The sequence below is a fragment of the Aminobacter sp. MDW-2 genome, assembly GCF_014250155.1.
Classification (GTDB): Bacteria; Pseudomonadota; Alphaproteobacteria; order Rhizobiales; family Rhizobiaceae; genus Aminobacter; species Aminobacter ciceronei.
In genome coordinates this window covers 3,160,800-3,182,029 of the sequence record NZ_CP060197.1, presented here as the reverse complement: position 1 = coordinate 3,182,029, position 21,230 = coordinate 3,160,800, and the positions used below count along the sequence as shown (strand labels likewise).

The window sequence follows — 21,230 nt, the reverse complement described above, 5'->3', positions numbered from 1 at the left end:
GGTCATGGTGCCCAGCCCGCATTCTGCAACACGACGCGGTAACCATCACAATCCTCAAAGGTCACGCCTCGCCTGTCCCAGTAGGGATTGAAGGACGGCACCGGCTGATAGCCATGCGCCTTCATCCGCGCGATCGATGCCTGCCAGTCGTCGCTGTCGGGCAAATAAAACACGACGAGATTGTCCTGCGTCGGCGCCCTGCCGGCGTCATGGCCATGGGCATGGGTGAACTCGAAATGATGCGCTTCGCCAGCCTTGCCGAGCATAACGCCATCGAAACCGTCATGGTTGTCGAAGCGGGCGAGTTCGTCGAGCCCGAGCCCGTCGCGATAAAAGCGGACGGTGGCCTCGAGATCGTTCGTGGGCCGCGCCACGCGCAGGACGACGTTCTTTTTCATGATCTCTCTCCCTGGGTCGAGCCTAGCCTGCCTTCGCATTTGACCACTGGGTGACGACGAGCCCAATGACGATCAGCACCAGGCCGGCAACCCTGGCGAGACAGGCAGGGCGCTGCACGAACCCCATCAGCCCGAAATGGTCGATGACGAGCGACGCCACCATCTGCCCGCCTATGACGGCGACGACGAAGCTCGCCGCCCCCATCTTCGGCGCCAGCAGCAGCGCCGCCGTGACATAGACCACGCCCGCGACGCCGCCGGTCCAGATCCACCAGGGCCCGGTGGCTGCGGCGGTTGCAAAGCTGGGCACCGGGACCCTGAACGCCAGCATGACAGGCACGGCCAGGGCCACGCTGACGGCCAGCGAGACCATAGTCGCCCAGAGCGGATGGCCGAGCAGCCGCCCGAGCATGGCGTTGGCGCCGGCTTGAAACGGGATGGCGGCGCCGGCGACCAGCGCTGCGGCGAGCAGGGATGAACCTAGGTTCGGCATGACATGTCTCCTTGTTTTCCAAGACCTAGGGCATCCGAAATTCTGATGGAAATTCGTATTTCGTAGCCGCAATATGCACGGGATGAATAATCTTGCCGGCATCGATCTCAACCTCCTCGTCGTGCTCGACGCGCTTTTGGCCGAGCGCCATGTCTCGCGCGCCGCTATCCGCCTGAACAAGAGCCAGCCGGCAGTCAGCCACGCGCTTGGCCGTCTCCGCCATCTGCTCGACGATCCGCTGCTGGTCCGGCATGGCGGTGCGCTTCAGCCGACCATGCGCGCGCTGGAGATTGCGCCGCGGCTCACTGAAGCGCTGGAACGTATGCACGATCTGCTCGCCCCGAGCGGCTTCGATCCGGCCACGGCACGCCGCAGCTTCCGCCTCGCAATGTCCGACTATGGCGCTATCGTCGTTTTGCCGCGCCTGCTGCCGCTTTTGCGCCGGCGCGCGCCAGGCATCGATCTCCATGTCAGCCAGGCCGGCCGCGAAGCCATGGCGGCACAGGTCATGGACGGCGAGGTCGACATCGCGATCGGCGTTTTCCATGCGCTCGACAAAGCCGTCCGGCGACAGCGGCTGTTCGAGGAGGACTATGCCTGCCTTTCCGACGCCGCGTTGCTGGGCAAAGCGGCTGGAATGGACATTGCCGCCTATCTCCAACGGCCCCATGCGCTCGTCGCGCTGCGCGCCGACGTCGAAAGCGAGATCGACGTGGCATTGGCCGCCGCCGGGCACAAACGGCGCATCGCATTGGTGCTACCGCATTGGGGCGTCGCACCCGGGCTGATCGCCGGAACCGATCTGGTGCTCACCATCGCGCGCCGGCTGCACCCGGCAGTGCCGGCAGCAAGCGGCCTCGCTGCCTTCGAGCCGCCATTTGCGATACCGTCCTTCGCCTTCCAGCAGATCTGGCACAGGCGCCGCGACGGCGACGCCGCGCATCAATGGCTGCGCGAGACGATTGCGGGCCTGTTCGAAAGCCTGCAACGCCTGCCATAGCCGAAAAAGAGCCGATGCTTTAAGATCGTCGCCGCTTGAATGGCAGTTGCACATTGGTATCGGCACTCATGGCCAGCAACGCGTTCCGCTTCGATGAGGTCTGGGAAATCCCCGAGGCATCCCCGCAAGAGGTGTGGGCCGTACTCGCTGACGCGACGCTGCTGCCACTGTGGTGGGGCGACGTCTACAAGGACGTGGAAAAACTGACTTCCCATGACAAGCCGTCGGTCGGTGCCAAGGTCCGCGCGCGTGCCCGGGGATTTCTGCCCTATGAGCTCAACTTCATTCTCGAAGCGGTGGAACTCGAGCCCGGCAAGGTCGTGGCGGTGAAGACATCAGGCGATTTCGATGGCCACTGGCGTGCAGTGCTCGCGCCCTCCGGCCATGGCACCCATGTCACGCTCACCTGGCAAGTCATCGTCGAGCGCCCGATCCTGCGCCTGTTGTCGCCGCTGCTGCGCCCCGCCTTTGCCTGGAACCATCGCTGGACCACGCCACGCGGCGAAGCCGGTCTGCGCCGCTATCTTGCCGAGCGAAAGGCCGGTCGAGCCTGGTCGCCTTATCCGCAAGATTGACAGTTCGGACCGGAATCGCGTCATGTTGTCGGTGGCCCGTGCAGCCTGCCGCTCGCCCCTTCCGGGAAGGTGAATGCACGACGATTGACGCGGTTTGACCTTTTGCACGGGCGATCCGCCAGAATGCGAGCACTGGCACTTTCCAAAAGTTCGCCCGGGCCAAGGATCGAACCATGCATTCCTTTCTCGACGCCAAACTGATGGCCAAGGCGCTTCGCAAGGCCATGGCCGAACGTCATGTCGAATTGTCCCACACCGATTGTCTCGAAGTCGTATCCCGGCAGTTTGGCCTTGCCGACTGGAACACGCTTGCCGCCCGCATCGCCGCTGCCACGGGTGACGACGCGCTCCCGCTTCCCGAGAGCTGGTTCATCACCGGCAACACCGAGCGCACCAACTACCGCATCGGCCTCGACCCTACTCAGCCCGGAACGGCCATCATCGAATGCCGCTTCCACCGCCAGGGCGGCATCGTGCTGCGCGAAGACCATTATGGCGTGCTGATGCAGAGCATCCAGGCCGACGACTATCGCGGTGGTCGCATCAGGCTGTCGGCAACGTTGAAGGCTGATGACGCCGACGCCGGATCCATCTGGATGCGCGTCGACAAATCGGAGGGCAAGGTCCTCCAGTTCGACAACATGACGACGCGGGAGGTCGACGGCGCACTGAGGGGCTCCACCGGCTGGCTTGAGCGCAACGTCGTGCTCGACGTTCCGGCCGAAGCCTCGAGCATCCACTACGGCTTGCTGCTGCAGGGATATGGTCGCATTTCGGCGCAGTCGTTCCAGGTCGAGGCCGTCGACGCAAAGATGAGCCCGACGCCACGGAGCCCGAAACATCTCCCACGGCCGACCAATCTCGACCTGAGGTCGAGTGGACTGTCCGCCTGACGGGTATTAGCCGGCGCTGTGCGGCGCCGGCATTTCCCGGCTATTTCAGGAACTGCACCCACTCGTCGAGGGGCGCGCGGTCGGTGCGGAAGGTGCTTTCCGGCTTCGACGTGTCTTCGTGGCCCAGCGCCATGCCGCAGACCACGACCTCTTCCTCGGGAATGCTGAGCACCGGCCGGATCTGGCGGTGATAGGGCGCAAATGCTGCCTGCGGGCAGGTGTGCAGCCCCCGCGCCCGCGCCGCGATCATGATGTTCTGCAGGAACATGCCGTAGTCGATCCACGAGCCCTGGTTGAGCCTGCGGTCGATGGTGAAGATCATGCCGACCGGCGCGTCGAAGAAGACGAAATTGCGGTCGTGCTGGGCGCGCATGCGGTCGACGTCGCGGCGGCCGATGCCGAGCGTGCTGTAGAGCCCGAAGCCGTTGGCGCGGCGGCGGCCGAGATAGGGCTCGAAGAACTGGTCCGGGTAATATTTGTATTCGTCCCAGACGGCCTTTTCGGCACGCACGCCGGAATTCAGGATGGCCTCGCTGATGCCGCGCAACGTCTCGCCCGAGGTCACATAGACCTTCCACGGCTGCATGTTGGTGCCGGAAGGCGCACGTGCGGCAACGTCGAGGATGTCCCTGATGACACTGTCGTCGACCGGCGTCGGCAGGAATGCACGCACCGAACGGCGCGACACGATGGCCTCATCAACGATATCGGTTTCGTCGTAGTGCTGCGGTTTTTGGTCCGGTGCCAGCATCAGCTGTCCCTATGGCATGGCTATTGTCGGATCGCCCCTCACCGCCCGTCCGAAACCGAGCCTTTGCACTCTCTCCCGGAGTCTCGCAAGAGAAACTTGCTGGACTATGAAAACGGGCTTGAATTTTTCACCGCAATGCCATTTCATGAAATTCTTCCTTGAAATTTCACGAGGGCCGCATTTTGAGTTCCACCGTGTCGCTGCGCAAGGAAGGCAACGTCGCCGGCGATGTGCTGGCCAACGACCTGCGCGCGCTGCGCAAGTCGCGCGGGCTGACGCTCGCCGAGATCGCGATCAAGCTGGGCCGCTCGGTCGGTTGGGTGAGCCAGGTCGAGCGCGGATTGTCGACGCCATCGATCGGCGACCTTCGCGCCTTTGCCGAACTGTTCGGCGTGCCGATCAGCCTGTTCTTCGGCCATGAGGCCACCAATGACATCGAGCGCGGCGTCGTTGTCCGCTCCGGACGGCGGCGCTCGCTGGGCAGCAACGAATCCGGGCTGGTCGAGGAGCTCCTGTCACCCGACCTCGGCGGTAGCTTCGAAATGCTGCGCTCGATTTTCGCGCCCGGCGCCGGCATGGCAAAGCCTGTGACGCGCCCCACCGAAGAGGCCGGCTATGTCGTCTCGGGCGGCTTCGACATCGAGATCGACGGCACCTGGCACAGCCTGGGCGAAGGCGACAGCTTCCGCTTCGACCACAAGCCATTCCGGTGGCGCAACCCCGGTTCGGTTCCGGCAGTGGTCATATGGGTCGTATCGCCACCGGTTTACTGATTGCTTTTTTGGGAGGAAAAGATGGCTGAGTTGCCGAGCACGGCCCGCGTGGTGATCATCGGCGGAGGCGCGGTCGGAGTCTCGTCGCTCTATCACCTCGCCAAATCAGGCTGGACCGACTGCGTCTTGCTCGAAAAGAACGAGCTGACCTCCGGCTCGACCTGGCATGCCGCCGGCAACGTGCCCACCTTCTCGTCGTCCTGGTCGCTGATGAACATGCAGCGCTATTCGACCGAGCTTTATCGCAGGCTGGCGACCGAGGTCGACTACCCGATGAACTACCACGTCACCGGCTCGCTCCGCCTCGCCCACAGCAAGGAGCGCATGCAGGAGTTCCAGCGCGCCAAGGGCATGGGCCGCTACCAGGGCATGGATATCGACGTCATTGGCACAGACGAAATCAGGCGCCGCTACCCTTTCATCGAGACGCATGATCTCAAGGGCGCGCTCTACGATCCCAGTGACGGCGACATCGACCCGGCACAGTTGACCCAGGCGCTGGCCAAGGGGGCGCGCGACATGGGCGCAAAGATCATACGCTTCTGCCCTGTCATTTCGGTCCGCCGCGACAAGGACGAATGGGTCGTTTCGACCGAAAAGGGCGACATCCGCTGCGAAAAGGTGGTGAATGCGGCCGGTTATCGCGCCGCCGAGGTGGGAAAAATGTTCGGCCGCGACGTGCCGATGATGGTGATGAGCCACCAGTACATCCTGTTCGACGAAATCCCCGAACTGGCTGCATGGTCGCGGGAAGCAGGCCAAAAGCTGCCGCTGCTGCGCGACGTCGACACCTCCTATTATCTCCGCCAGGAGAAGAACGGCATGAATCTCGGCCCCTATGAGCGCAACTGCCGCGCCCATTGGGCAACGCCCGACGACCAGATGCCCGCGGATTTTTCCTTCCAGCTCTACCCCGACGATCTAGAGCGGCTGGAATGGTATCTCGATGACGCAGTCCGCCGCGTGCCGATCCTCGGCACCGCCGGCCTGTCCAAGATCATCAACGGCCCGATCCCCTACGCCCCCGACGGCAACCCGCTGATCGGCCCGATGCCCGGCGTGCCAAATGCCTTCGAAGCCTGCGTCTTCACCTTCGGCATCGCCCAGGCCGGTGGCGCCGGCAAGGTGTTGGCCGAGTGGGTTACCAGGGGCGAGACCGAATGGGACATGTGGTCCTGCGACCCACGCCGTTTCACGTCGTTTGCCTCCGCGACCGACTATGCGGTTGCCAAGGGGATGGAGGTCTACGGCCACGAGTACGCCATCCATTTCCCCCGCCACGCCTGGCCCGCGGCGCGTAACCGCAAGCTCTCGCCGATCCACGACCGGATCGCCGCCCTCGGCGCGCAGTTCAACGCCTATAATGGCTGGGAGCGCGCCACCTGGTATGCCCAGCCCGGCGACGACACCTCGGAAGCATCGACCCAGACCTTCGCCCGTTCCGGCCCCTGGGAGAAACGCATCCGCGAGGAATGCCTCGCCGTCCGCGATGCCGCCGGCATCCTCGACCTGCCCGGATTCAGCCGCTTCAATCTCGACGGGCCGGGTGCCGCCGCGTGGCTCGAGACGCAGGTCACCGGTACCGTGCCCAAGGTCGGCCGCATCGGGCTGTGCTATTTCGCCGACGATCACGGCCGCATCGTCACCGAGATGTCGGTTGTCCGCCATTCCGACGACCTGATGACGCTGATAACCGCAGCGGTTGCCCAGTGGCACGATTTCGAGTGGCTGAAAGCGCACATGCCTGCCGGCGCCACCTTCAAGCTGATAGACCGCACCGAGGAGTATTCGGCCCAGATCCTCGCTGGCCCCAACTCCAGGAAAATCCTGGTCGAGGTCTGCGAGGCGGACCTCGCGGCCCCTTGGCTGACGCATCAGGAGACGACGATCGCCGGGCGCTGGGCCAAGCTGGTGCGCGTTTCATTTGCCGGTGAGCTCGGCTGGGAGATCCACACAAAGGTCGCCGACACGGCGACCGTGTTCGACGCTCTCTGGGCCGCCGGCCAGAAGCACGGGCTAAAACCCTTCGGCATGTTCGCGCTCGACGCGCTGCGGTTGGAAAAGGGTTACCGCGCCTGGAAAGGCGATCTTTCGACCGACTACACCATCCTGCAGGGCGGGCTCGAGCGTTTCGTCAAATGGGACAAGGCCGACTTTCGCGGCAAGACGGCGCTGCTCAACGAGAAGCAGCAGGGCACAAAGAAACGTTTCGTCACGCTTGTCATCGACACGCCGGGCGAATGCGACGCGCCCTACATGTCGACGCTCTGGCACAATGGAACAATTGTCGGTGAGACCACGTCAGGAGGATGGGGCCACAGGGTAGACAAATCGATCGCGCTGGGCATGCTGCGAACCGATCTGGCCGTGCCGGGCGTTACCATCGAAGTCGAGATTTTCGGGGAGCGCTTCAGCGCCACGGTCCAAGAGGACAAGCCCTTGTGGGATCCCGAAAACGAAAGGCTACGCTCATAATGTCCCTTCCCCATTCCGGTCGCGCCTTCGGCGCCTTCATGTTCGACATGGACGGCACCATCCTGAGCTCGATCGCCTCGACTGAACGCGTCTGGAGCGCATGGGCAATCAAGCACGGCCTCGACGTCGAGAGCTTCCTGCCGACCATCCATGGCGTTCGGGCCTATGAGACCATCCGCAGGCTGAACCTGCCCGGCGTCGACGTCATGGCGGAAGTCGAGGCTCTGACCCAGGCCGAGTTCGACGACGTCGACGGCATCGCATCGATCCATGGTGCAGCGAACTTCCTCAATGCACTGCCTGTCGAGCGCTGGGCGATCGTGACGTCGGCACCGCGCCGGCTGGCACTGCGCCGGCTGGAGGCCGCGGGCCTGCCTGTCCCGCCGATCATGGTCACCGGCGAGGATGTCGCCAACGGCAAGCCTGCGCCCGACTGCTTCCTGCTCGGTGCTGAGCGGCTCGGCCACAGGCCGGAAGATTGCCTGGTGTTCGAGGATGCGCCGGCAGGCATTCGCGCGGCGGAAGCCGCTGGCGCGCAGGTGCTGGTCATCACCGCCACCCACAACCATGCCGGCGGCACCCCGCATCCTTCGGTTACCGGCTATGGCGCGCTGACGCCCCGGCTCGACGGCACGAGCAGGCTGACACTCGCCCGTCTGGCGGCCTTGCAGGATGCAGGAGCCTGAGATGCCGAAACCATCCGCCCGCATCTCCGGCATCGTCCCATCAGGCAAGGACGGCTGGGAAGTGCATTTCGCCGCCATGACACGCAAGCAGGCCGGCGAAGACATCATCATGCTGTCGGTCGGCGACCACGATTTCGATACGCCGTCGGAGACGGTCGAGGCCTGTGTCGACGCCGTGCGCGCCGGCTACCACCACTACACACAACTGCCCGGCCTGCCGCGCCTGCGTGCTGCCATGGCCAGGATCTCCACGCGCTGCAGCGGCGTCGACACCGCACTTTCCGAAATCATCGCCACGCCGGGCGGCCAGGCCGCTCTCTACGCCGCGGTCCAGGCAACGCATGATCCGAGCGACCACGCCGTGGTCGTGGCGCCCTATTACGCCACCTACCCCGGCACCTTCCGCGCCGCCGGCGCCGGCTACACCGTCGTCGAGGCGCACGCATCGGATGGCTTCCAGCCGCGTGCCCAAGAGATCGAGACGGCGCTGAAGCCCAACACGCGCTCGATCCTCATCAACACGCCGAACAACCCGACCGGTGCCGTCTATAGCAGGAAATGCCTGGAGGACATCGCCGAGCTTTGCATCCGACGCGACCTCTGGCTGCTCTCCGACGAGGTCTATTGGACGCTCGGCGGCGGCGAGCATGTGTCGCCCCGGGCCCTTCCCGGCATGGCCGAGCGCACGCTCATCATCAACTCGATGTCCAAAAGCCACGGCATGACCGGCTGGCGCATCGGCTGGCTCACCGCCCCAGCCGACCTCGTCTCGCTGGTCATCAACCTCAACCTCGTCACCACCTACGGCCTGACCGACTTCGTCAGCCGCGCAGCGATCGAAGCGCTGGAAAACGATTTCGGCGTTGAATGGATCGCGACCACCTATGCTGGCCGCCGCAGCCTGTTCGTCGACCAGATGCGTGGACTGAACAACGTCACCGTACGCGGCTCCGAAGGCGGCATGTATGTCATGCTCGACGTCAGCGCCATCGAACCCGACTGCGAGAAATTCGCCTGGGATCTGCTCGAGGCCGAGAAGGTCGCCGTCATGCCTGGCAAGAGCTTCGGCGACGCCGCCGCAGGTCACATCCGCATCAGTCTGTGCCAGCCCGACGACGTGCTGAGGGAGGCCGCTGGCCGCCTGAGGCGCTTCGCCAACAGCTACGAGAGGTCTGCCGCATGACCGAAATCCCCACCCGTGCCCGCGCCGTCATCATTGGCGGCGGTGTGTCCGGCTGCTCCGTCGCCTATCATCTGGCGAAGCTCGGCTGGACCGATATCGTGCTTCTGGAGCGCAAGCAGCTCACCTCAGGCACGACATGGCACGCGGCGGGGTTGATCGGACAGTTGCGCGCGTCGCAGAACATGACCCGGCTGGCGAAGTATTCGGCCGACCTCTACGTCAGGCTCGAGGAAGAGACCGGCGTCGCCACCGGCATGCGCCAGGTCGGCTCGATCACCGTCGCGCTGACCGAGGAGCGCAAGCACGAGATCTACCGCCAGGCTTCGCTCGCCCGCGCCTTCAATGTCGACGTGCGCGAGATTTCGCCTGGAGAAGTCAAGGAGATGTATCCGCATCTCAATGTCTCCGACGTTGTCGGTGCCGTGCATCTGCCGCTCGACGGCCAGTGCGACCCGGCCAACATCGCGATGGCCTTGGCCAAGGGCGCACGGCAGCGTGGTGCAAGGATCATCGAGAACGTCAAGGTCACGAAGGTCCTGACGAAGAATGGCCGTGTTTCCGGCGTGTCATGGGCGCAAGGCGGCGAACAGGGAACCATCGAGACCGACATCGTCGTCAACTGCGCCGGCATGTGGGCGCGCGAGCTGGGCGCCAAGAACGGTGTCAGCATCCCGCTGCATGCCTGCGAGCATTTCTACCTCGTCACCGAAGCCATTCCCGGCCTCGGCCGCCTGCCAGTGCTGCGCGTGCCCGACGAATGCGCCTACTACAAGGAAGACGCCGGCAAGATGATGCTCGGCGCGTTCGAGCCGGTGGCCAAGCCCTGGGGCATGGACGGCATCCGCGAGGATTTCTGCTTCGACCAGTTGCCCGAGGACATGGATCATTTCGCCCCGATCCTCGAAATGGGCGTCAACCGCATGCCGATGCTGGAAACGGCCGGCATCCACACCTTCTTCAATGGGCCCGAGAGCTTCACCCCCGACGACCGCTATTATCTCGGCGAAGCGCCGGAGCTGGGCGGCTACTGGGTCGCCGCCGGCTACAATTCCATCGGCATCGTCTCATCTGGCGGTGCCGGCATGGCGCTGGCGCAGTGGATCCATGACGGCGAAGCGCCGTTCGACCTCTGGGAGGTCGACATCCGCCGCGCCCAGCCATTCCAGAAGAACCGGCGTTATCTCAAGGAGCGCGTCTCGGAGACGCTGGGCCTGCTTTATGCCGACCATTTCCCCTATCGCCAGATGGCGACATCGCGGAACATCAGGCGCTCGCCCCTGCATGAGCACCTGAAGGCGCGCGGAGCGGTGTTCGGCGAAGTCGCCGGCTGGGAGCGCGCCAACTGGTTTGCGCGCGAAGGCCAGGTGCGCGAGTACAGATATTCCTGGAAGCGGCAGAACTGGTTCGACAACCAGCGCGACGAACACCTGGCAGTCCGCAACGGCGTCGGCCTGTTCGACATGACTTCCTTCGGCAAAATCAAGATCGAGGGCCGTGATGCGCTGGCCTATCTGCAGCGCCTCTGCGCCAACGACATGGATGTCGAGCCCGGCCGGATCGTCTACACCCAGATGCTCAACCAGCGCGGCGGCATCGAAAGCGACCTGACGGTCACACGGCTTTCACCGACGGTCTTCCTGGCCGTCGTGCCCGGCGCCACGCTTCGCCGCGACCTCGCCTGGCTTCGGAGGCATCTTCGCGACGAATTCGTCGTCATCACCGACGTAACTCCGGCAGGATCGGTGCTCTGCCTGACGGGACCGAATTCGCGGGAGCTGATCGAAAAAGTCAGCCCCAACGATTTCTCCAACGACAATAATCCGTTCGGAACCTGGCAGGAGATCGAGATCGGCATGGGCCTTGGCCGCGCCCATCGCGTCACCTATGTCGGCGAACTCGGTTGGGAGCTCTATATTCCGACCGACCAGGCGGCGCATGTATTCGAGGTCATCGAGGAAGCCGGTGCCGATCTTGGGCTGAAGCTGTGCGGCCTCCACGCGCTCGATTCCTGCCGCATCGAGAAGGCTTTTCGGCATTTCGGCCATGACATCACCGACGAGGATCATGTTCTGGAGGCCGGACTCGGCTTTGCGGTCAAGACCGGCAAGGGCGACTTCATCGGCCGCGACGCGGTGCTGCGCAAGCGCGAGGCGGGTCTTGCCCGCCGGTTGGTCCAGTTCCGGCTGACCGACCCCGAGCCGCTGCTGTTCCACAACGAGGCCATCGTACGCAACGGCAAGATCGTCGGCACGATCACCTCGGGCAATTACGGCCATTATCTCGGCGGCGCCATCGGGCTCGGTTATGTCCCCTGCGCTAACGAGCCCGAGGCAGACGTGCTCGGTTCGCGCTACGAGATCGAGATCGCCGGCGAACGTTTTGTTGCCGAAGCCTCGCTGAAGCCGATGTACGATCCCAAGGCCGAACGCGTGCGCATGTAGCCGCCCCTTACAAAATCGCCCGCGCTGACATATTCAGACGGAGGGAATTCATGCGGCGAGGCCGGGCAGTGACGAAAAAGCAGCGACGCGTCTGGTGGGGCGACTTCAAGGCGGCCGATTTCGCCGGTCTCGATCCGGAAATGACCATCGCCGTCATCCCTGTCGCGGCCATCGAGCAACACGGCCCGCATCTGCCCGTCTCGACCGACCTTTCGATCATGGAAGGCATGCTGGCCGAGACCTTCGCCCATCTGCCCGACGACCTCGACGCCCGCTTCCTGCCGATCCAGGCAGTCGGCAAGTCCGACGAGCATATGCAGGCACCCGGCACGCTCAGCCTGCCCGCCAATATGCTGGTCGACGCCTGGACCGAACTCGGCGCCTCGATCGCCCGCGCGGGCATCCGCAAGTTCGTGTTCGTCACCTCGCATGGCGGCAATGAGGAGGCGATGGGCATCGTCTCGCGCGAACTGCGGGTGCGCTTCGACGCCCTGTCGGTGCGCTCGAGCTGGGGCCGCTTCGGCACGCCCGACGGCCTCTACCTTCCTCGCGAGATCCAGCTCGGCATTCATGGCGGCGATGTCGAGACTTCGCTGATGCTGCATTTCCGCCCCGAGCTGGTCGAGATGGCAAGGGCCCAGGACTTTGCCTCCAGCTTCGAGCGCACTGAGGCCGAGTTCGACCTGCTGCGCTCACATGGCCCACACGGCTTCTCGTGGATATCAAGCGATCTCAACCCACATGGCGTGGTCGGCAATGCGCTCGCCGCCACCGCCGAGAAGGGGCGGCTGACGGCCACGCATCAAGCCAAGGGGTTCGTTCGCCTGCTGCAGGACATCCGCAAGGCGAAGTTGGCGGAATGGCTGGCGTAGAGATGGTGCGTCCTTCAAGGCTCGCCGATCGAAGATAGCGGCTGAACGGAGTGAGCGGTCGCACGACCGGCCTCATCCTGAGGTGTGAGCCCGTACGGTCGCGCTGTTGTGCACAGCCCATCGGCGGGCGGGCCTTGAAGGACGCACGACCAGCCAAGCTGAACCCTGGCCGCCCTAGACCTCCAGCCCGAACGGCACGCCCTCGAAACAATCGGCGCCACGACCGATGGCGGCGATCGCCGTCACCATGCGCCCGTTGCGTCCCAGAACGTGGTCTGCCACCGCGATCAGCCGCGGATTGGGCGTCGCCGTCGGCGAAAGCTTGCGTATCAGCGCAGCAAGTTCTGCTTCGTCGCGCGACGGGTCGAGCGCCGCAGCGACAATGTAGGCCGAGGCCGTCGAGCGGCTTACACCGGCCCAGCAATTGATCGCCAGCGGCCGCAAGCGGTCCCAGGCGCGGGCGAAATCGAGCAATTGTCGCACATGCGCCTCGCCGGGCAGCGTCATGCCGTCCTGCTCGACCACGATGTCGTGCATGTTCATCAAAAGGTGGTTCTCGACGCGGATCGACACTGGCCGCGTCATTTCCGTTCCGGCCGACAGCAGTGAGACAAGCCGCTCGGCGCCGATCCGCGCGACTGTCTCGTCGACCTTCGAAAGCGGGCAGACAAAGATCACCGCGCAGCCTCCCTCTTCGCCATTTCCCGGTCCTGCGCCCAGTCACCCAGCGCCACGTCAAGCCGCCGCCACTCGACTTCGTGGCCCGGCAGGCCGCAGCGCAACTGGGTCGGTCGATCAGCGAAACTGCGCACCAGGATACCCTCGCGCCCCAGTGCCTTGAACAGTCCGGCGGCGTCGGAAATGTCAACATGGCGGAACAGCGACGTGCCACCGGTGACGATCACGCCAGCGCGGGCAAAGGCCTGGTCGAGACGATGCGCGGCATGCGCCAGCGTCGTGCGCATCTCACGCTGCCAGTCAGCATCCGACAGTGCCTTGATGCCATATTCGAGCGACGGTACGGCCACCGACCAGGGCCCTAGCTCTTCCTCCAGTCGACCGGCGATATCGGGGTGGGCCAGTGCAAAGCCGAGACGGATGCCGGCCAGCCCGTAGAACTTGCCGAAGGAGCGCAGCACCACGTGGCCACTCTGTTCGACGTCGCCGGCAAGGCTCTGCGCCAGCGGGCCGACGTCCATGAACGCCTCGTCGACGACCAGAAGCCCACCGCGGGCGCGCAGGCTGGCGGCCAGTTCAAGCAGGTCCTTGCGCTGCACGACACGGCCGTCAGGGTTGTTCGGATTGACCACGACGGCGAGGTCGGCGTCGAAAAGCTGCCCGAAATCGCGCGTCTCGGCCACCTGATGACCGGCGATCGCAGCGGCGCGGGCGTGTTCCTGATAGGTCGGCCCGAGCACGAAGGCGCGGCCGGGCCGCACCAGCGAGGCGATGCGCGGCAATAGAATCTGCGTGCCCGGCGCCGGCAACACATGGGCGGCCGAGGGCGCACCGTAAGCAGTGGCGGCAACCGCTGTGAGGTCGCGCGCCCGGCCCGGCTCGGGCAGGCGCGACAAGGCTGTGGCAGGCAGTTCGAAAAGCGGATAGGAGTTTGGATTGATCCCGGTCGACAGGTCGACGAATGGTTCGGGCGCTCCCGGAAACAGCGCCCTCGCCCGTTCCAGGCTGCCGCCGTGGTCCACGGTCCCTGTCCTACGTCCTGCAAGAAGCGTCATGTCTTTTCCGCTCGCCTTCCTGTCGCTTCTGGTTGAACTCGGTCTCGGCTATCCGGACCGGCTTGTGCGCAAGATCGGTCATCCGGTCATCTGGATCGGCAAGCTGATATCCTTTCTCGACATCAGCCTCAACCGAGCCACCGATACCGACGCTCAGCGCCGCATCTGGGGCGTCGCCGCCCTTGTCGTCATCGTCACAGTGCCCGCCACAATCGCCTTCGCCCTGGAGCGGCTGTTCGGTTTGCTGCCCCTCGGCATGCTCTTGACCGCCATCGCCGCTTCCAGCCTCGTCGCCCAGCGCAGCCTCGGCAGCCATGTGAAGGCGGTCGCCGACGCGCTCGACAGCGGCGGTATCATTGCCGGTCGCAAGGCCGTGTCGCAGATCGTCGGCCGCGACCCCGAGCGTCTCGACGAAGCAGGCGTCAGCCGTGCCGCAATCGAGAGCCTGGCTGAAAACTTCTCCGACGGCATCACCGCACCTGCCTTCTGGCTCGCCATCTCAGGTTTCGCTGGAGGTGCCGCCTACAAGGCGGCCAACACCGCCGATTCGATGATCGGCCACCGCACCAACCGCCACGAAGCCTTCGGCTGGGCCGCCGCCCGTTTCGACGACCTCATCAACCTGCCGGCCTCGCGCCTGACCGCGCTTGCCATCGTGCTCGCCGCCTCCCTCGTGCCCGGCGCCGACCCGAAGGCCGCCTGGGAGGCCGTCTGGCGCGACGCCCAAAAACATCGTTCACCCAATGCCGGCTGGCCCGAGGCCGCCATGGCCGGCGCGCTCGGCCTCGCCCTTGCCGGCCCTCGCGCCTATGGCGGCGTTTTGGTCGAGGACGCCTTCATGGGCGCGGGCGGCCGCCGGGACGCCAATGCCCGGGATATCCGCGCAGCACTCCGCCTCTACTGGACCGCCGACGCCATCCTGGTCGGCGCCATCGGCCTGATCGGCTTCGCCATCTGGCTCTGACACAGCAGCGCTAGAACTCGATTCCCTTCTGAGCCTTCACGCCGGCCGAGAAGTGATGCTTGGTCGCGCCCATCTCGGTGACAAGGTCGGCAGCCTCGACCAGCGCCGGCTTGGCGTTGCGGCCGGTGACCACGACATGCAGGCCCTCGCGACGGTTCTGCAGCGTCGCGACCACCGCCTCCAGATCGAGATAGTCATAGCGCAGTGCGATATTGAGCTCGTCGAGCACGACAAGCGAAATTGTCGGGTCGGCCAGCAGTTCCTGCGCCTTTGCCCAGGCTGCTTCGGCGGCGGCGATATCGCGCTTGATGTCCTGCGTCTCCCAGGTAAAGCCCTCGCCCATCGTGTGCCAGACGGCGCGGTCACCGAAGGCGGCGAATGCGTCCTGCTCGCCCGAATGCCAGGCGCCCTTGATGAACTGCACGACGCCAACCCGCTGGCCATAACCCAGCATGCGCAGCGCCAGACCGAATGCCGCGGTCGACTTGCCCTTGCCGGGACCCGTGTTGACGATCAGCAGCCCCTTCTCGACGATGGTCTTGCCGGCGACCTCGGCATCCTGAACCGCCTTGCGCTTGGCCATCTTGGCGCGGTGACGTTCGGCTTCTTGCTCGTCGATCGTCTTCATCATTTCACCTTCATCGGCAGGCCGGCGACAAGAAACAGCACCTCTTCGGCCACGGCCGCCACCTTCTGATTGAGCCTGCCGGCATCGTCACGAAAACGGCGGGCCAGTGCATTGTCGGGCACGATGCCGAGCCCAACCTCGTTGGAGACCACGAACCACGGCCCGCGCGGACGCGACAGTGCCTCGACGAGCGCCGCACATTCGGCCTCGACGTCATGATCGGCCAGCAGATGATTGGTAAGCCAGAGCGTCAGGCAGTCGACCAGAACAGGCGCGCCATCGGGCAGGCTGGCGAGCGCGCCGACCAGATCCAGCGGCGCGTCGAGCGTCCGCCAGCCCTCGCCACGGCGTCCCAGATGGATCGAAATGCGCTCACGCATCTCGTCGTCATAAGCCTGCGCCGTGGCAACATAGGTCCACGGCGCAGAAAAATGGGTGATGAGTTGCTCGGCATGCGCGCTCTTGCCGGAGCGCGCGCCGCCGAGCAGGAGGGTCAGCTTCTCAGGCAAGGCGGCTGTTCAGAGACGGCGCCGGCTCGCTCATGAAGCGGTTGCGCACGTAGCCCGCCACCGCACCCAGCACGACCCAGAACACCAGATTGGTGATGGTGACGGCGACGACGAAGCTGTGGTGCAGGTCTGCTGGAATCGGCGACTCGTGGCTTTCCGGTTGCGGTGCACCGACGATGTGCGGCGCAACGATCAGCACCACACCGAGTATCGCCAGCGGCAGCGACTGCTTGAAGGCGATCAGCGCGAGACCCGCCGCGGTGGCGACGACGGTCAGCGTCCACCAGATCTGGCGTGCGCCAAGATCGGCGGCCGGCATCGCCGGCAGCTCCGGCGGCAGGCCTAGACCGGGAGCCAGGGTAAACACGGCAAAGCCGGCAAAGCCCCAGAACACGCCCTGGCGCCAGTTGGCGATGCCACCGGCAAACTCGGAAACGGCGACCAGGATCAGGCCGAAAGCGATGCCGCTGACGATATTGGCGAGCGCCGAATAGGCAAAACGTTCAGCGCCGTCGGCCGGAGCCCAGGCTTCTTCTTCGGCTGGCGCCGCAGTCTGTGCCGCCGTGGTTTCGGCGCCGGCCGCAGGGGCGGTCGCCTCAGTGCCGGCAACTGGTGCCGCGGCGTGCTCATGGCCACCGCCAGCGTTCTCATAGGTCTCCGCCTTGAGGATCAGCGGGACGGTTGCATAGGTCTGGAGTGCGGCAAGGACCACGCCTGCCAATAGCCCGCTGATCGCCGCGATGAACACGACGTTTCTGAAGATGGACATTGTTGGATCGCCTTGGTTAGTGGCAGGGGAAAGCCATCGAGTGGCGATAGTCGTGGGCAGCGTTGTGCACCACGTCCATATGCGAGAACCCGAGGAAGCCAACAACGAAAAGGCCGAGCAGCGCGGCAAGCGCCAGCTGCATGCTACGCGACGGCGAAGAGACGTCGGTGCCGAGAGCAGAAACAGTGTTCATCACAAGTCCTTTCGCCCTCCACCCGAGGGCACAGAGATAAGTGCCTGTCGCCGGCAGGTCTCCTGGCTTGCGGATCGGCACCCTTCCCCGCCTTCCCGAAGCAAGCTTCAGTGGCATTTGGGGAGAGCTAACCGCATACAGTTGCGGGGGCAGCCACGGCTTTGGACCTTCAAATGGCCCTTACCGCATTCCCTCTTGATTCCGTAACGGAACCGACGACGCCGCAACTATAGAAACAAATGGCTTGGGCGGCAAACCAAATTCCGACGCCGCCGCGCTCGAAAGCGGCGTTCCGGCGATCATCCGCGGGCCACGATTCGCTCGGCCACCAGATGCTGGAGCCGCCACAGATGCCGATCGTGGATCGCCCGCTGCTCGAGGTTGCTGACCACATTATAGAGATAGTCCGCAGCCGAACCCCAATGGCCGCAGGTCGTCGCCAGTCGCTCCGCCACCGCGTCCTCGCCCAGCGCGCCGGCATAGGCGTGGCCTTTGCGGTTGATGACGAAGGCGAGCGCGGTCAACGGACCTTCATCGGTGGCGAGCTTCAGCCAGCGCGGCTTGTAGGTGGAGGGTTTCAGCGTCATCTCGCGGCGAAACAGCTTGTCCAGCTGCTCGCGGCGGTCGCCGTCCGTCAGCCTGAGCGCCACGCCCTTGCACTGGCCGCCGCGATCCATGCCCATCATCAGTCCAGGCTCAGCCTTTGTGGCGCGCCAGCGGGTCATGTTGATGCAGAACGAACGGTGCCAGCCGCGCACCAGCGCCACCCTTTCGTCGGTGTGCTCCACCTCGGGTTTCCAGATCAGCGATCCATAGGCAAACAGCCACAACGGTCCATTGCCGGGACGCGCGGCAAGCGTCTCGTCGATCATCACCTCATAGTCGGCGTCGTCGAGATGCATCGCATCGGGGTCGGGGCCCGTGTCAGCGACCTCGCGATGGCAACGCGCCACCAGCTCCTCGGTCAGCGCCATCTTTCGTCCGCTCATGCCCGCCCCATCAATTGCTTAACCCTGTGCACGACAGACAGTTCTGCTCTCTTCCGCCCCGCTTCAACCATGATAGTGCTGCATGGGCGCTGCAACACCCGAAAACGCAGAAGCGAACAACATGACGATGCAACCGGACCCCGACCAGATCAAAGCACCTTCTCGGCGCGTATCGGTCATCGACATCGCCCGCGGCGTAGCCCTGATCGCCATGGCGATCTACCACTTCGCCTGGGACCTCGAATTCTTCGGTTATGCCGATCCGGGCATGACCGCCTATGGCAACTGGAAGCTGTTCGCGCGCTGCATCGCCTCGAGCTTCCTGTTCCTCGTCGGTGCCAGCCTGGTGCTGGCACATGCCAAGGGCATCCGCTGGCCCGGCTATTTCAGGCGGCTCGCCATGGTGACAGCGGCGGCATTAGCGATCACCGTCGCCACCTGGTTCGCCACGCCAGACACCTTCATCTTCTTCGGCATCCTGCATCATATCGCGCTCGCCAGCGTGCTTGGCCTTGCCTTCCTGCGCGTCCCGCCGGTGCTGACGCTGATCGCCGCTGCTCTGGTGATCGTAGCACCCCACTATCTGCGCTCGGAGGCGTTCAATCACCCGGCCCTGGTCTGGATCGGCCTTTCCACCGCCAACCCGCGCTCCAACGATTTCGTCCCGCTGTTCCCCTTCTTCGGCGCGGTGCTGGCTGGCATCGGCGTCGCCGGACTGGCGCTCAGGGCAGGCCTGATCGAAAAGATGGCGCGGCTTCAGCCCGGCGCCTGGTCGCGCCCCCTCTCCTTCTTTGGTCGCCACAGCCTTGCCTTTTACCTCATTCACCAGCCGGTGATGATCTCGCTGGTCTGGCTCTTCGCCCAGCTCTTCCCGGCCCCGGTCGAAACCCGCGAGGTCACTTTCCTGAAATCCTGCCAGCTTTCCTGCGAGCAGAGCCGCGACACCGATTTCTGCTCGCGCTACTGTGTCTGCATGCTCGACGAGTTGCAGAAGGATGATTCGTTCGATCGGCTCTATGCCTCCGACCAGAGCCCGAAGTTGAAGGCCCATGTCGGGCAGACCGCCGCCATGTGCACGACAAGCACCGAAAATCAGACGATACCAGGAGGAGCGCAGTGACCAATCCCAACGCCGCCCCCAGCAAGGTGCCATGGCCGCCGATCCTCTACCTCGCAGCAATCGTGGTGGCGGCGGTGCTCGGACTGCTCTATCCCTTGCCGTGGATCACCGAACCGCTGTCGGACTTGCTTTTTGCCGCCGGCTGGCTGGCGGTTGCCGGCGTTGTTGCGATCTATTATTCGGCCATGCAGACGCTGAAGCGGGCCAAGACCACCATCCGCCCCGACAGGCCGTCCGAGCATCTGGTCACGTCGGGCGCCTTCTCCTTCACCCGCAACCCGATCTATTTCGCCAACACGCTGCTGATGATCGCCATCGGGCTGATCACCGCAAATGTCTGGTTCCTGGCGCTGGCCCTCATTGCCGCCTTTGCCACGCAAAAGCTCGCCATCGTACCGGAGGAAAAGCACCTGCAGGCACGTTTCGGCAAGAAATACATCGATTACGCGAAGAAGGTCCGGCGCTGGATCTAACCGGCGACGGCGGTCGCTTGCCTTCGGAGAAAACTGCTCGTCCCATAGACGACGACGATGGCCAGCGCGAACACCAGCCATAAGATCAAGCCGATCCATTGATGCTGGGCCGCATCGCCGCCTTCAAACACGCGGCCGAGATAGCGGACGCTGTTCTGATGCGATGCATGCATCAGGATCGCCGGCAGCACGCTTCCGGCCGAGTTCTGGTACAGCCATGTGAACACCACCGCTGCCGCCATGACATTGAGCGCACTTGAAATGCTGTAGTCGTTCAGCAGCACCAGCGGCAGGTGCCAGGCCGCCCAGATCAGCCCGAGCACCAGACTGGCATTCAGCGCGCCGCGCTCGCCGAGAAGCAAGGGCTGTGCAAAGCCCCGCCATCCCGGCTCCTCGCCAAGCGGACCACTGAAAACCATGAGCAACGAGACCATGACGGCGATTTCCGTGACGGCCGGCACATTCGCCCAGTTTGGCGGGGCCGAGCCGAACATCGGATTGAGCCAGATAGCAAGCAGTTGCACCGCCAGCGGCATGCCGATCGCCACCAGGTACCACACCGGAGGCACACGCCACTTAACAATCGAGGCAAGCAGGGCACGTACCCTTGGCCAGCCGCCCAGGACAGCCGAAATGACGATGGCAGCGACAAACGGGCCGAAAGTGAACCAGGCGATGTCTTCGCCGCCTGCCCGATAGAACGGAATGAAACCTATCCAGGTGATCGCGAATGCCAGCAGCACGAAGCTCACGACCGGCCAGTCGCGAACCGTCCTGACGAGCATGGACATTGGAGCTACTCCCAAGGGGTAGTTGACCATACCACAATGCCGTAGGCGAGTCCGGGCTGCCGCCCGCAGAGCGTGACCGGATCGGGCGTCAGGTGTTGACGCCGAGTTCGACCAGCCGCTCGACGCAGGATTCCTCGGCCTGGTCGAGCTCGGCCAGCGTTTCCTCGAGGTCGCGGCGCTTCTGGCGCAGGTCCTCGCGCTTCTCCTCGATGCGCTTGATCATCAGCTTGAGTTGACCAACTTCGCCGGGCGGCTCGCGATACATCTGGATGATCTCGCGGATCTCGTTGATCGAGAAGCCGAGCCTTTTGCCGCGCATGATCTGGCGAATGAGATGCCGATCGGATGGTCTGAACAGGCGGGTGCGGCCACGGCGGACGGGCTGGACCAGCCCCTCATCCTCGTAGAAGCGCAGCGTGCGCGTCGAAATGTCGAATTCCCGGGTCAGTTCGGTAATCGAGTAATATTCCCGCATCGTCTCTCCACCCGGCGGACGCTATCGCCCCGCCTCAAATTCATGC

At 64.5% G+C, this 21,230-nt stretch carries 24 protein-coding genes and 1 riboswitch; of the genes, 12 read left to right on the top strand and 12 right to left on the bottom strand.

The window, feature by feature from the left end; all coding sequences use genetic code 11:
- Window positions 1-2: 2 nt before the first annotated feature.
- Window positions 3-398: a VOC family protein gene (locus H5P29_RS15565; RefSeq protein WP_067960853.1), complete on the bottom strand. Its 396-nt coding sequence runs from the start codon at window positions 396-398 to the stop codon at window positions 3-5.
- Between the two features lie 22 nt (window positions 399-420).
- A complete protein-coding gene (locus H5P29_RS15560) occupies window positions 421-891 on the bottom strand; it encodes a DMT family transporter (protein ID WP_154383911.1) in 471 nt (156 codons plus the stop codon).
- A gap of 82 nt (window positions 892-973) precedes the next feature.
- Here H5P29_RS15560 and H5P29_RS15555 point away from each other — a divergent pair, with 82 nt between their 5' ends.
- The 3 genes from H5P29_RS15555 to H5P29_RS15545 all read left to right on the top strand — a co-directional run bounded on the left by H5P29_RS15555 (window position 974) and on the right by H5P29_RS15545 (window position 3,359).
- A complete protein-coding gene (locus tag H5P29_RS15555; RefSeq protein WP_067960847.1) occupies window positions 974-1,891 on the top strand; it encodes a LysR family transcriptional regulator in 918 nt (305 codons plus the stop codon).
- 68 nt (window positions 1,892-1,959) lie between these two features.
- Complete coding sequence (locus H5P29_RS15550) at window positions 1,960-2,466, top strand: SRPBCC family protein (protein ID WP_067960842.1); 507 nt, start codon at window positions 1,960-1,962, stop codon at window positions 2,464-2,466.
- Between the two features lie 173 nt (window positions 2,467-2,639).
- Window positions 2,640-3,359, top strand: a complete 720-nt coding sequence (locus H5P29_RS15545) for a glyoxalase superfamily protein (RefSeq protein WP_067960840.1) — start codon at window positions 2,640-2,642, stop codon at window positions 3,357-3,359.
- A gap of 40 nt (window positions 3,360-3,399) precedes the next feature.
- Here H5P29_RS15545 and H5P29_RS15540 read toward each other — a convergent pair whose 3' ends face one another.
- Window positions 3,400-4,110, bottom strand: a complete 711-nt coding sequence (locus H5P29_RS15540) for a nitroreductase (RefSeq protein ID WP_067960837.1) — start codon at window positions 4,108-4,110, stop codon at window positions 3,400-3,402.
- 230 nt (window positions 4,111-4,340) lie between these two features.
- On the opposite strand from H5P29_RS15540, the gene H5P29_RS15535 reads away from it, so the two are divergent.
- From H5P29_RS15535 to H5P29_RS15510, 6 genes are all read left to right on the top strand, one after another.
- Window positions 4,341-4,883 carry a helix-turn-helix domain-containing protein gene (locus tag H5P29_RS15535; protein ID WP_067966366.1) on the top strand — a complete coding sequence of 181 codons (543 nt, stop codon included), beginning with the start codon at window positions 4,341-4,343 and terminating at the stop codon, window positions 4,881-4,883.
- Between the two features lie 21 nt (window positions 4,884-4,904).
- Window positions 4,905-7,358 carry an FAD-dependent oxidoreductase gene (locus H5P29_RS15530; protein WP_154383910.1) on the top strand — a complete coding sequence of 818 codons (2,454 nt, stop codon included), beginning with the start codon at window positions 4,905-4,907 and terminating at the stop codon, window positions 7,356-7,358.
- Window positions 7,355-8,044: an HAD-IA family hydrolase gene (locus tag H5P29_RS15525; protein ID WP_371746563.1), complete on the top strand. Its 690-nt coding sequence runs from the start codon at window positions 7,355-7,357 to the stop codon at window positions 8,042-8,044. The genes H5P29_RS15530 and H5P29_RS15525 overlap by 4 nt, the downstream gene beginning before the upstream one ends.
- Before the next feature lies 1 nt (window position 8,045).
- A complete protein-coding gene (locus H5P29_RS15520; protein WP_154383908.1) occupies window positions 8,046-9,227 on the top strand; it encodes a pyridoxal phosphate-dependent aminotransferase in 1,182 nt (393 codons plus the stop codon).
- Window positions 9,224-11,668, top strand: a complete 2,445-nt coding sequence (locus H5P29_RS15515) for an FAD-dependent oxidoreductase (protein WP_154383907.1) — start codon at window positions 9,224-9,226, stop codon at window positions 11,666-11,668. Before H5P29_RS15520 ends, H5P29_RS15515 begins: the two co-directional genes overlap by 4 nt.
- Before the next feature lie 68 nt (window positions 11,669-11,736).
- On the top strand, window positions 11,737-12,540 hold the full coding sequence (locus H5P29_RS15510) for a creatininase family protein (RefSeq protein WP_185910105.1): 804 nt from the start codon (window positions 11,737-11,739) through the stop codon (window positions 12,538-12,540).
- Between the two features lie 174 nt (window positions 12,541-12,714).
- On the opposite strand, the gene H5P29_RS15505 is transcribed toward H5P29_RS15510, so the two are convergent.
- Both H5P29_RS15505 and cobD read right to left on the bottom strand, forming a co-directional pair.
- Complete coding sequence (locus H5P29_RS15505) at window positions 12,715-13,218, bottom strand: tyrosine phosphatase family protein (protein ID WP_185910104.1); 504 nt, start codon at window positions 13,216-13,218, stop codon at window positions 12,715-12,717.
- On the bottom strand, window positions 13,215-14,273 hold the full coding sequence (cobD, locus tag H5P29_RS15500; RefSeq protein ID WP_154383904.1) for a threonine-phosphate decarboxylase CobD: 1,059 nt from the start codon (window positions 14,271-14,273) through the stop codon (window positions 13,215-13,217). Before cobD ends, H5P29_RS15505 begins: the two co-directional genes overlap by 4 nt.
- Here cobD and cbiB point away from each other — a divergent pair.
- Window positions 14,272-15,237 (top strand): adenosylcobinamide-phosphate synthase CbiB, encoded by a 966-nt coding sequence (gene cbiB / locus H5P29_RS15495; protein ID WP_154383903.1) that lies wholly within the window; start codon window positions 14,272-14,274, stop codon window positions 15,235-15,237. The two genes, cobD and cbiB, sit on opposite strands and share 2 nt — an antisense overlap.
- A gap of 10 nt (window positions 15,238-15,247) precedes the next feature.
- On the opposite strand, the gene cobO is transcribed toward cbiB, so the two are convergent.
- The 5 genes from cobO to H5P29_RS15470 all read right to left on the bottom strand — a co-directional run bounded on the left by cobO (window position 15,248) and on the right by H5P29_RS15470 (window position 18,325).
- Window positions 15,248-15,865 carry a cob(I)yrinic acid a,c-diamide adenosyltransferase gene (gene cobO / locus H5P29_RS15490; RefSeq protein ID WP_067960818.1) on the bottom strand — a complete coding sequence of 206 codons (618 nt, stop codon included), beginning with the start codon at window positions 15,863-15,865 and terminating at the stop codon, window positions 15,248-15,250.
- Window positions 15,865-16,374 carry a bifunctional adenosylcobinamide kinase/adenosylcobinamide-phosphate guanylyltransferase gene (gene cobU / locus H5P29_RS15485; protein ID WP_154383902.1) on the bottom strand — a complete coding sequence of 170 codons (510 nt, stop codon included), beginning with the start codon at window positions 16,372-16,374 and terminating at the stop codon, window positions 15,865-15,867. The genes cobO and cobU overlap by 1 nt, the downstream gene beginning before the upstream one ends.
- A complete protein-coding gene (locus H5P29_RS15480; protein WP_154383901.1) occupies window positions 16,367-17,143 on the bottom strand; it encodes a CbtA family protein in 777 nt (258 codons plus the stop codon). Before H5P29_RS15480 ends, cobU begins: the two co-directional genes overlap by 8 nt.
- A gap of 16 nt (window positions 17,144-17,159) precedes the next feature.
- A complete protein-coding gene (locus H5P29_RS15475) occupies window positions 17,160-17,336 on the bottom strand; it encodes a CbtB-domain containing protein (RefSeq protein WP_154383900.1) in 177 nt (58 codons plus the stop codon).
- Between the two features lie 34 nt (window positions 17,337-17,370).
- Window positions 17,371-17,568: riboswitch (cobalamin riboswitch) on the bottom strand.
- A gap of 67 nt (window positions 17,569-17,635) precedes the next feature.
- Window positions 17,636-18,325 (bottom strand): gamma-glutamylcyclotransferase, encoded by a 690-nt coding sequence (locus H5P29_RS15470; protein ID WP_067960810.1) that lies wholly within the window; start codon window positions 18,323-18,325, stop codon window positions 17,636-17,638.
- Between the two features lie 121 nt (window positions 18,326-18,446).
- On the opposite strand from H5P29_RS15470, the gene H5P29_RS15465 reads away from it, so the two are divergent.
- The gene (locus H5P29_RS15465) at window positions 18,447-19,445 is read left to right on the top strand and encodes a DUF1624 domain-containing protein (protein WP_067966360.1); all 999 of its coding nucleotides are present in this window, start codon (window positions 18,447-18,449) and stop codon (window positions 19,443-19,445) included.
- Entirely contained in the window at window positions 19,442-19,918 is a 477-nt protein-coding gene (locus H5P29_RS15460) for an isoprenylcysteine carboxylmethyltransferase family protein (protein WP_067960808.1), read from the top strand. Before H5P29_RS15465 ends, H5P29_RS15460 begins: the two co-directional genes overlap by 4 nt.
- On the opposite strand, the gene H5P29_RS15455 is transcribed toward H5P29_RS15460, so the two are convergent.
- Window positions 19,915-20,709 (bottom strand): CPBP family intramembrane glutamic endopeptidase, encoded by a 795-nt coding sequence (locus H5P29_RS15455; RefSeq protein ID WP_154383899.1) that lies wholly within the window; start codon window positions 20,707-20,709, stop codon window positions 19,915-19,917. The genes H5P29_RS15460 and H5P29_RS15455 overlap by 4 nt on opposite strands.
- An 88-nt stretch (window positions 20,710-20,797) precedes the next feature.
- Complete coding sequence (locus H5P29_RS15450; protein WP_055969316.1) at window positions 20,798-21,184, bottom strand: MerR family DNA-binding transcriptional regulator; 387 nt, start codon at window positions 21,182-21,184, stop codon at window positions 20,798-20,800.
- Between the last annotated feature and the right edge of the window lie 46 nt (window positions 21,185-21,230).

Excerpts from the sequence above, each read along its gene's own strand:
- H5P29_RS15565 (WP_067960853.1), bottom strand. The coding sequence starts at position 398 with ATGAAAAAGAACGTCGTCCTGCGCGTGGCGCGGCCCACGAACGATCTC.
- H5P29_RS15560 (WP_154383911.1), bottom strand. The coding sequence starts at position 891 with ATGCCGAACCTAGGTTCATCCCTGCTCGCCGCAGCGCTGGTCGCCGGC.
- H5P29_RS15555 (WP_067960847.1), top strand. The coding sequence starts at position 974 with ATGAATAATCTTGCCGGCATCGATCTCAACCTCCTCGTCGTGCTCGAC.
- H5P29_RS15550 (WP_067960842.1), top strand. The coding sequence starts at position 1,960 with ATGGCCAGCAACGCGTTCCGCTTCGATGAGGTCTGGGAAATCCCCGAG.
- H5P29_RS15545 (WP_067960840.1), top strand. The coding sequence starts at position 2,640 with ATGCATTCCTTTCTCGACGCCAAACTGATGGCCAAGGCGCTTCGCAAG.
- H5P29_RS15540 (WP_067960837.1), bottom strand. The coding sequence starts at position 4,110 with ATGCTGGCACCGGACCAAAAACCGCAGCACTACGACGAAACCGATATC.
- H5P29_RS15530 (WP_154383910.1), top strand. The coding sequence starts at position 4,905 with ATGGCTGAGTTGCCGAGCACGGCCCGCGTGGTGATCATCGGCGGAGGC.
- H5P29_RS15520 (WP_154383908.1), top strand. The coding sequence starts at position 8,046 with ATGCCGAAACCATCCGCCCGCATCTCCGGCATCGTCCCATCAGGCAAG.
- H5P29_RS15515 (WP_154383907.1), top strand. The coding sequence starts at position 9,224 with ATGACCGAAATCCCCACCCGTGCCCGCGCCGTCATCATTGGCGGCGGT.
- cbiB (WP_154383903.1), top strand. The coding sequence starts at position 14,272 with ATGTCTTTTCCGCTCGCCTTCCTGTCGCTTCTGGTTGAACTCGGTCTC.
- cobD (WP_154383904.1), bottom strand. The coding sequence starts at position 14,273 with ATGACGCTTCTTGCAGGACGTAGGACAGGGACCGTGGACCACGGCGGC.
- cobO (WP_067960818.1), bottom strand. The coding sequence starts at position 15,865 with ATGAAGACGATCGACGAGCAAGAAGCCGAACGTCACCGCGCCAAGATG.
- H5P29_RS15480 (WP_154383901.1), bottom strand. The coding sequence starts at position 17,143 with ATGTCCATCTTCAGAAACGTCGTGTTCATCGCGGCGATCAGCGGGCTA.
- H5P29_RS15475 (WP_154383900.1), bottom strand. The coding sequence starts at position 17,336 with ATGAACACTGTTTCTGCTCTCGGCACCGACGTCTCTTCGCCGTCGCGT.
- H5P29_RS15470 (WP_067960810.1), bottom strand. The coding sequence starts at position 18,325 with ATGAGCGGACGAAAGATGGCGCTGACCGAGGAGCTGGTGGCGCGTTGC.
- H5P29_RS15465 (WP_067966360.1), top strand. The coding sequence starts at position 18,447 with ATGACGATGCAACCGGACCCCGACCAGATCAAAGCACCTTCTCGGCGC.
- H5P29_RS15455 (WP_154383899.1), bottom strand. The coding sequence starts at position 20,709 with ATGTCCATGCTCGTCAGGACGGTTCGCGACTGGCCGGTCGTGAGCTTC.
- H5P29_RS15450 (WP_055969316.1), bottom strand. The coding sequence starts at position 21,184 with ATGCGGGAATATTACTCGATTACCGAACTGACCCGGGAATTCGACATT.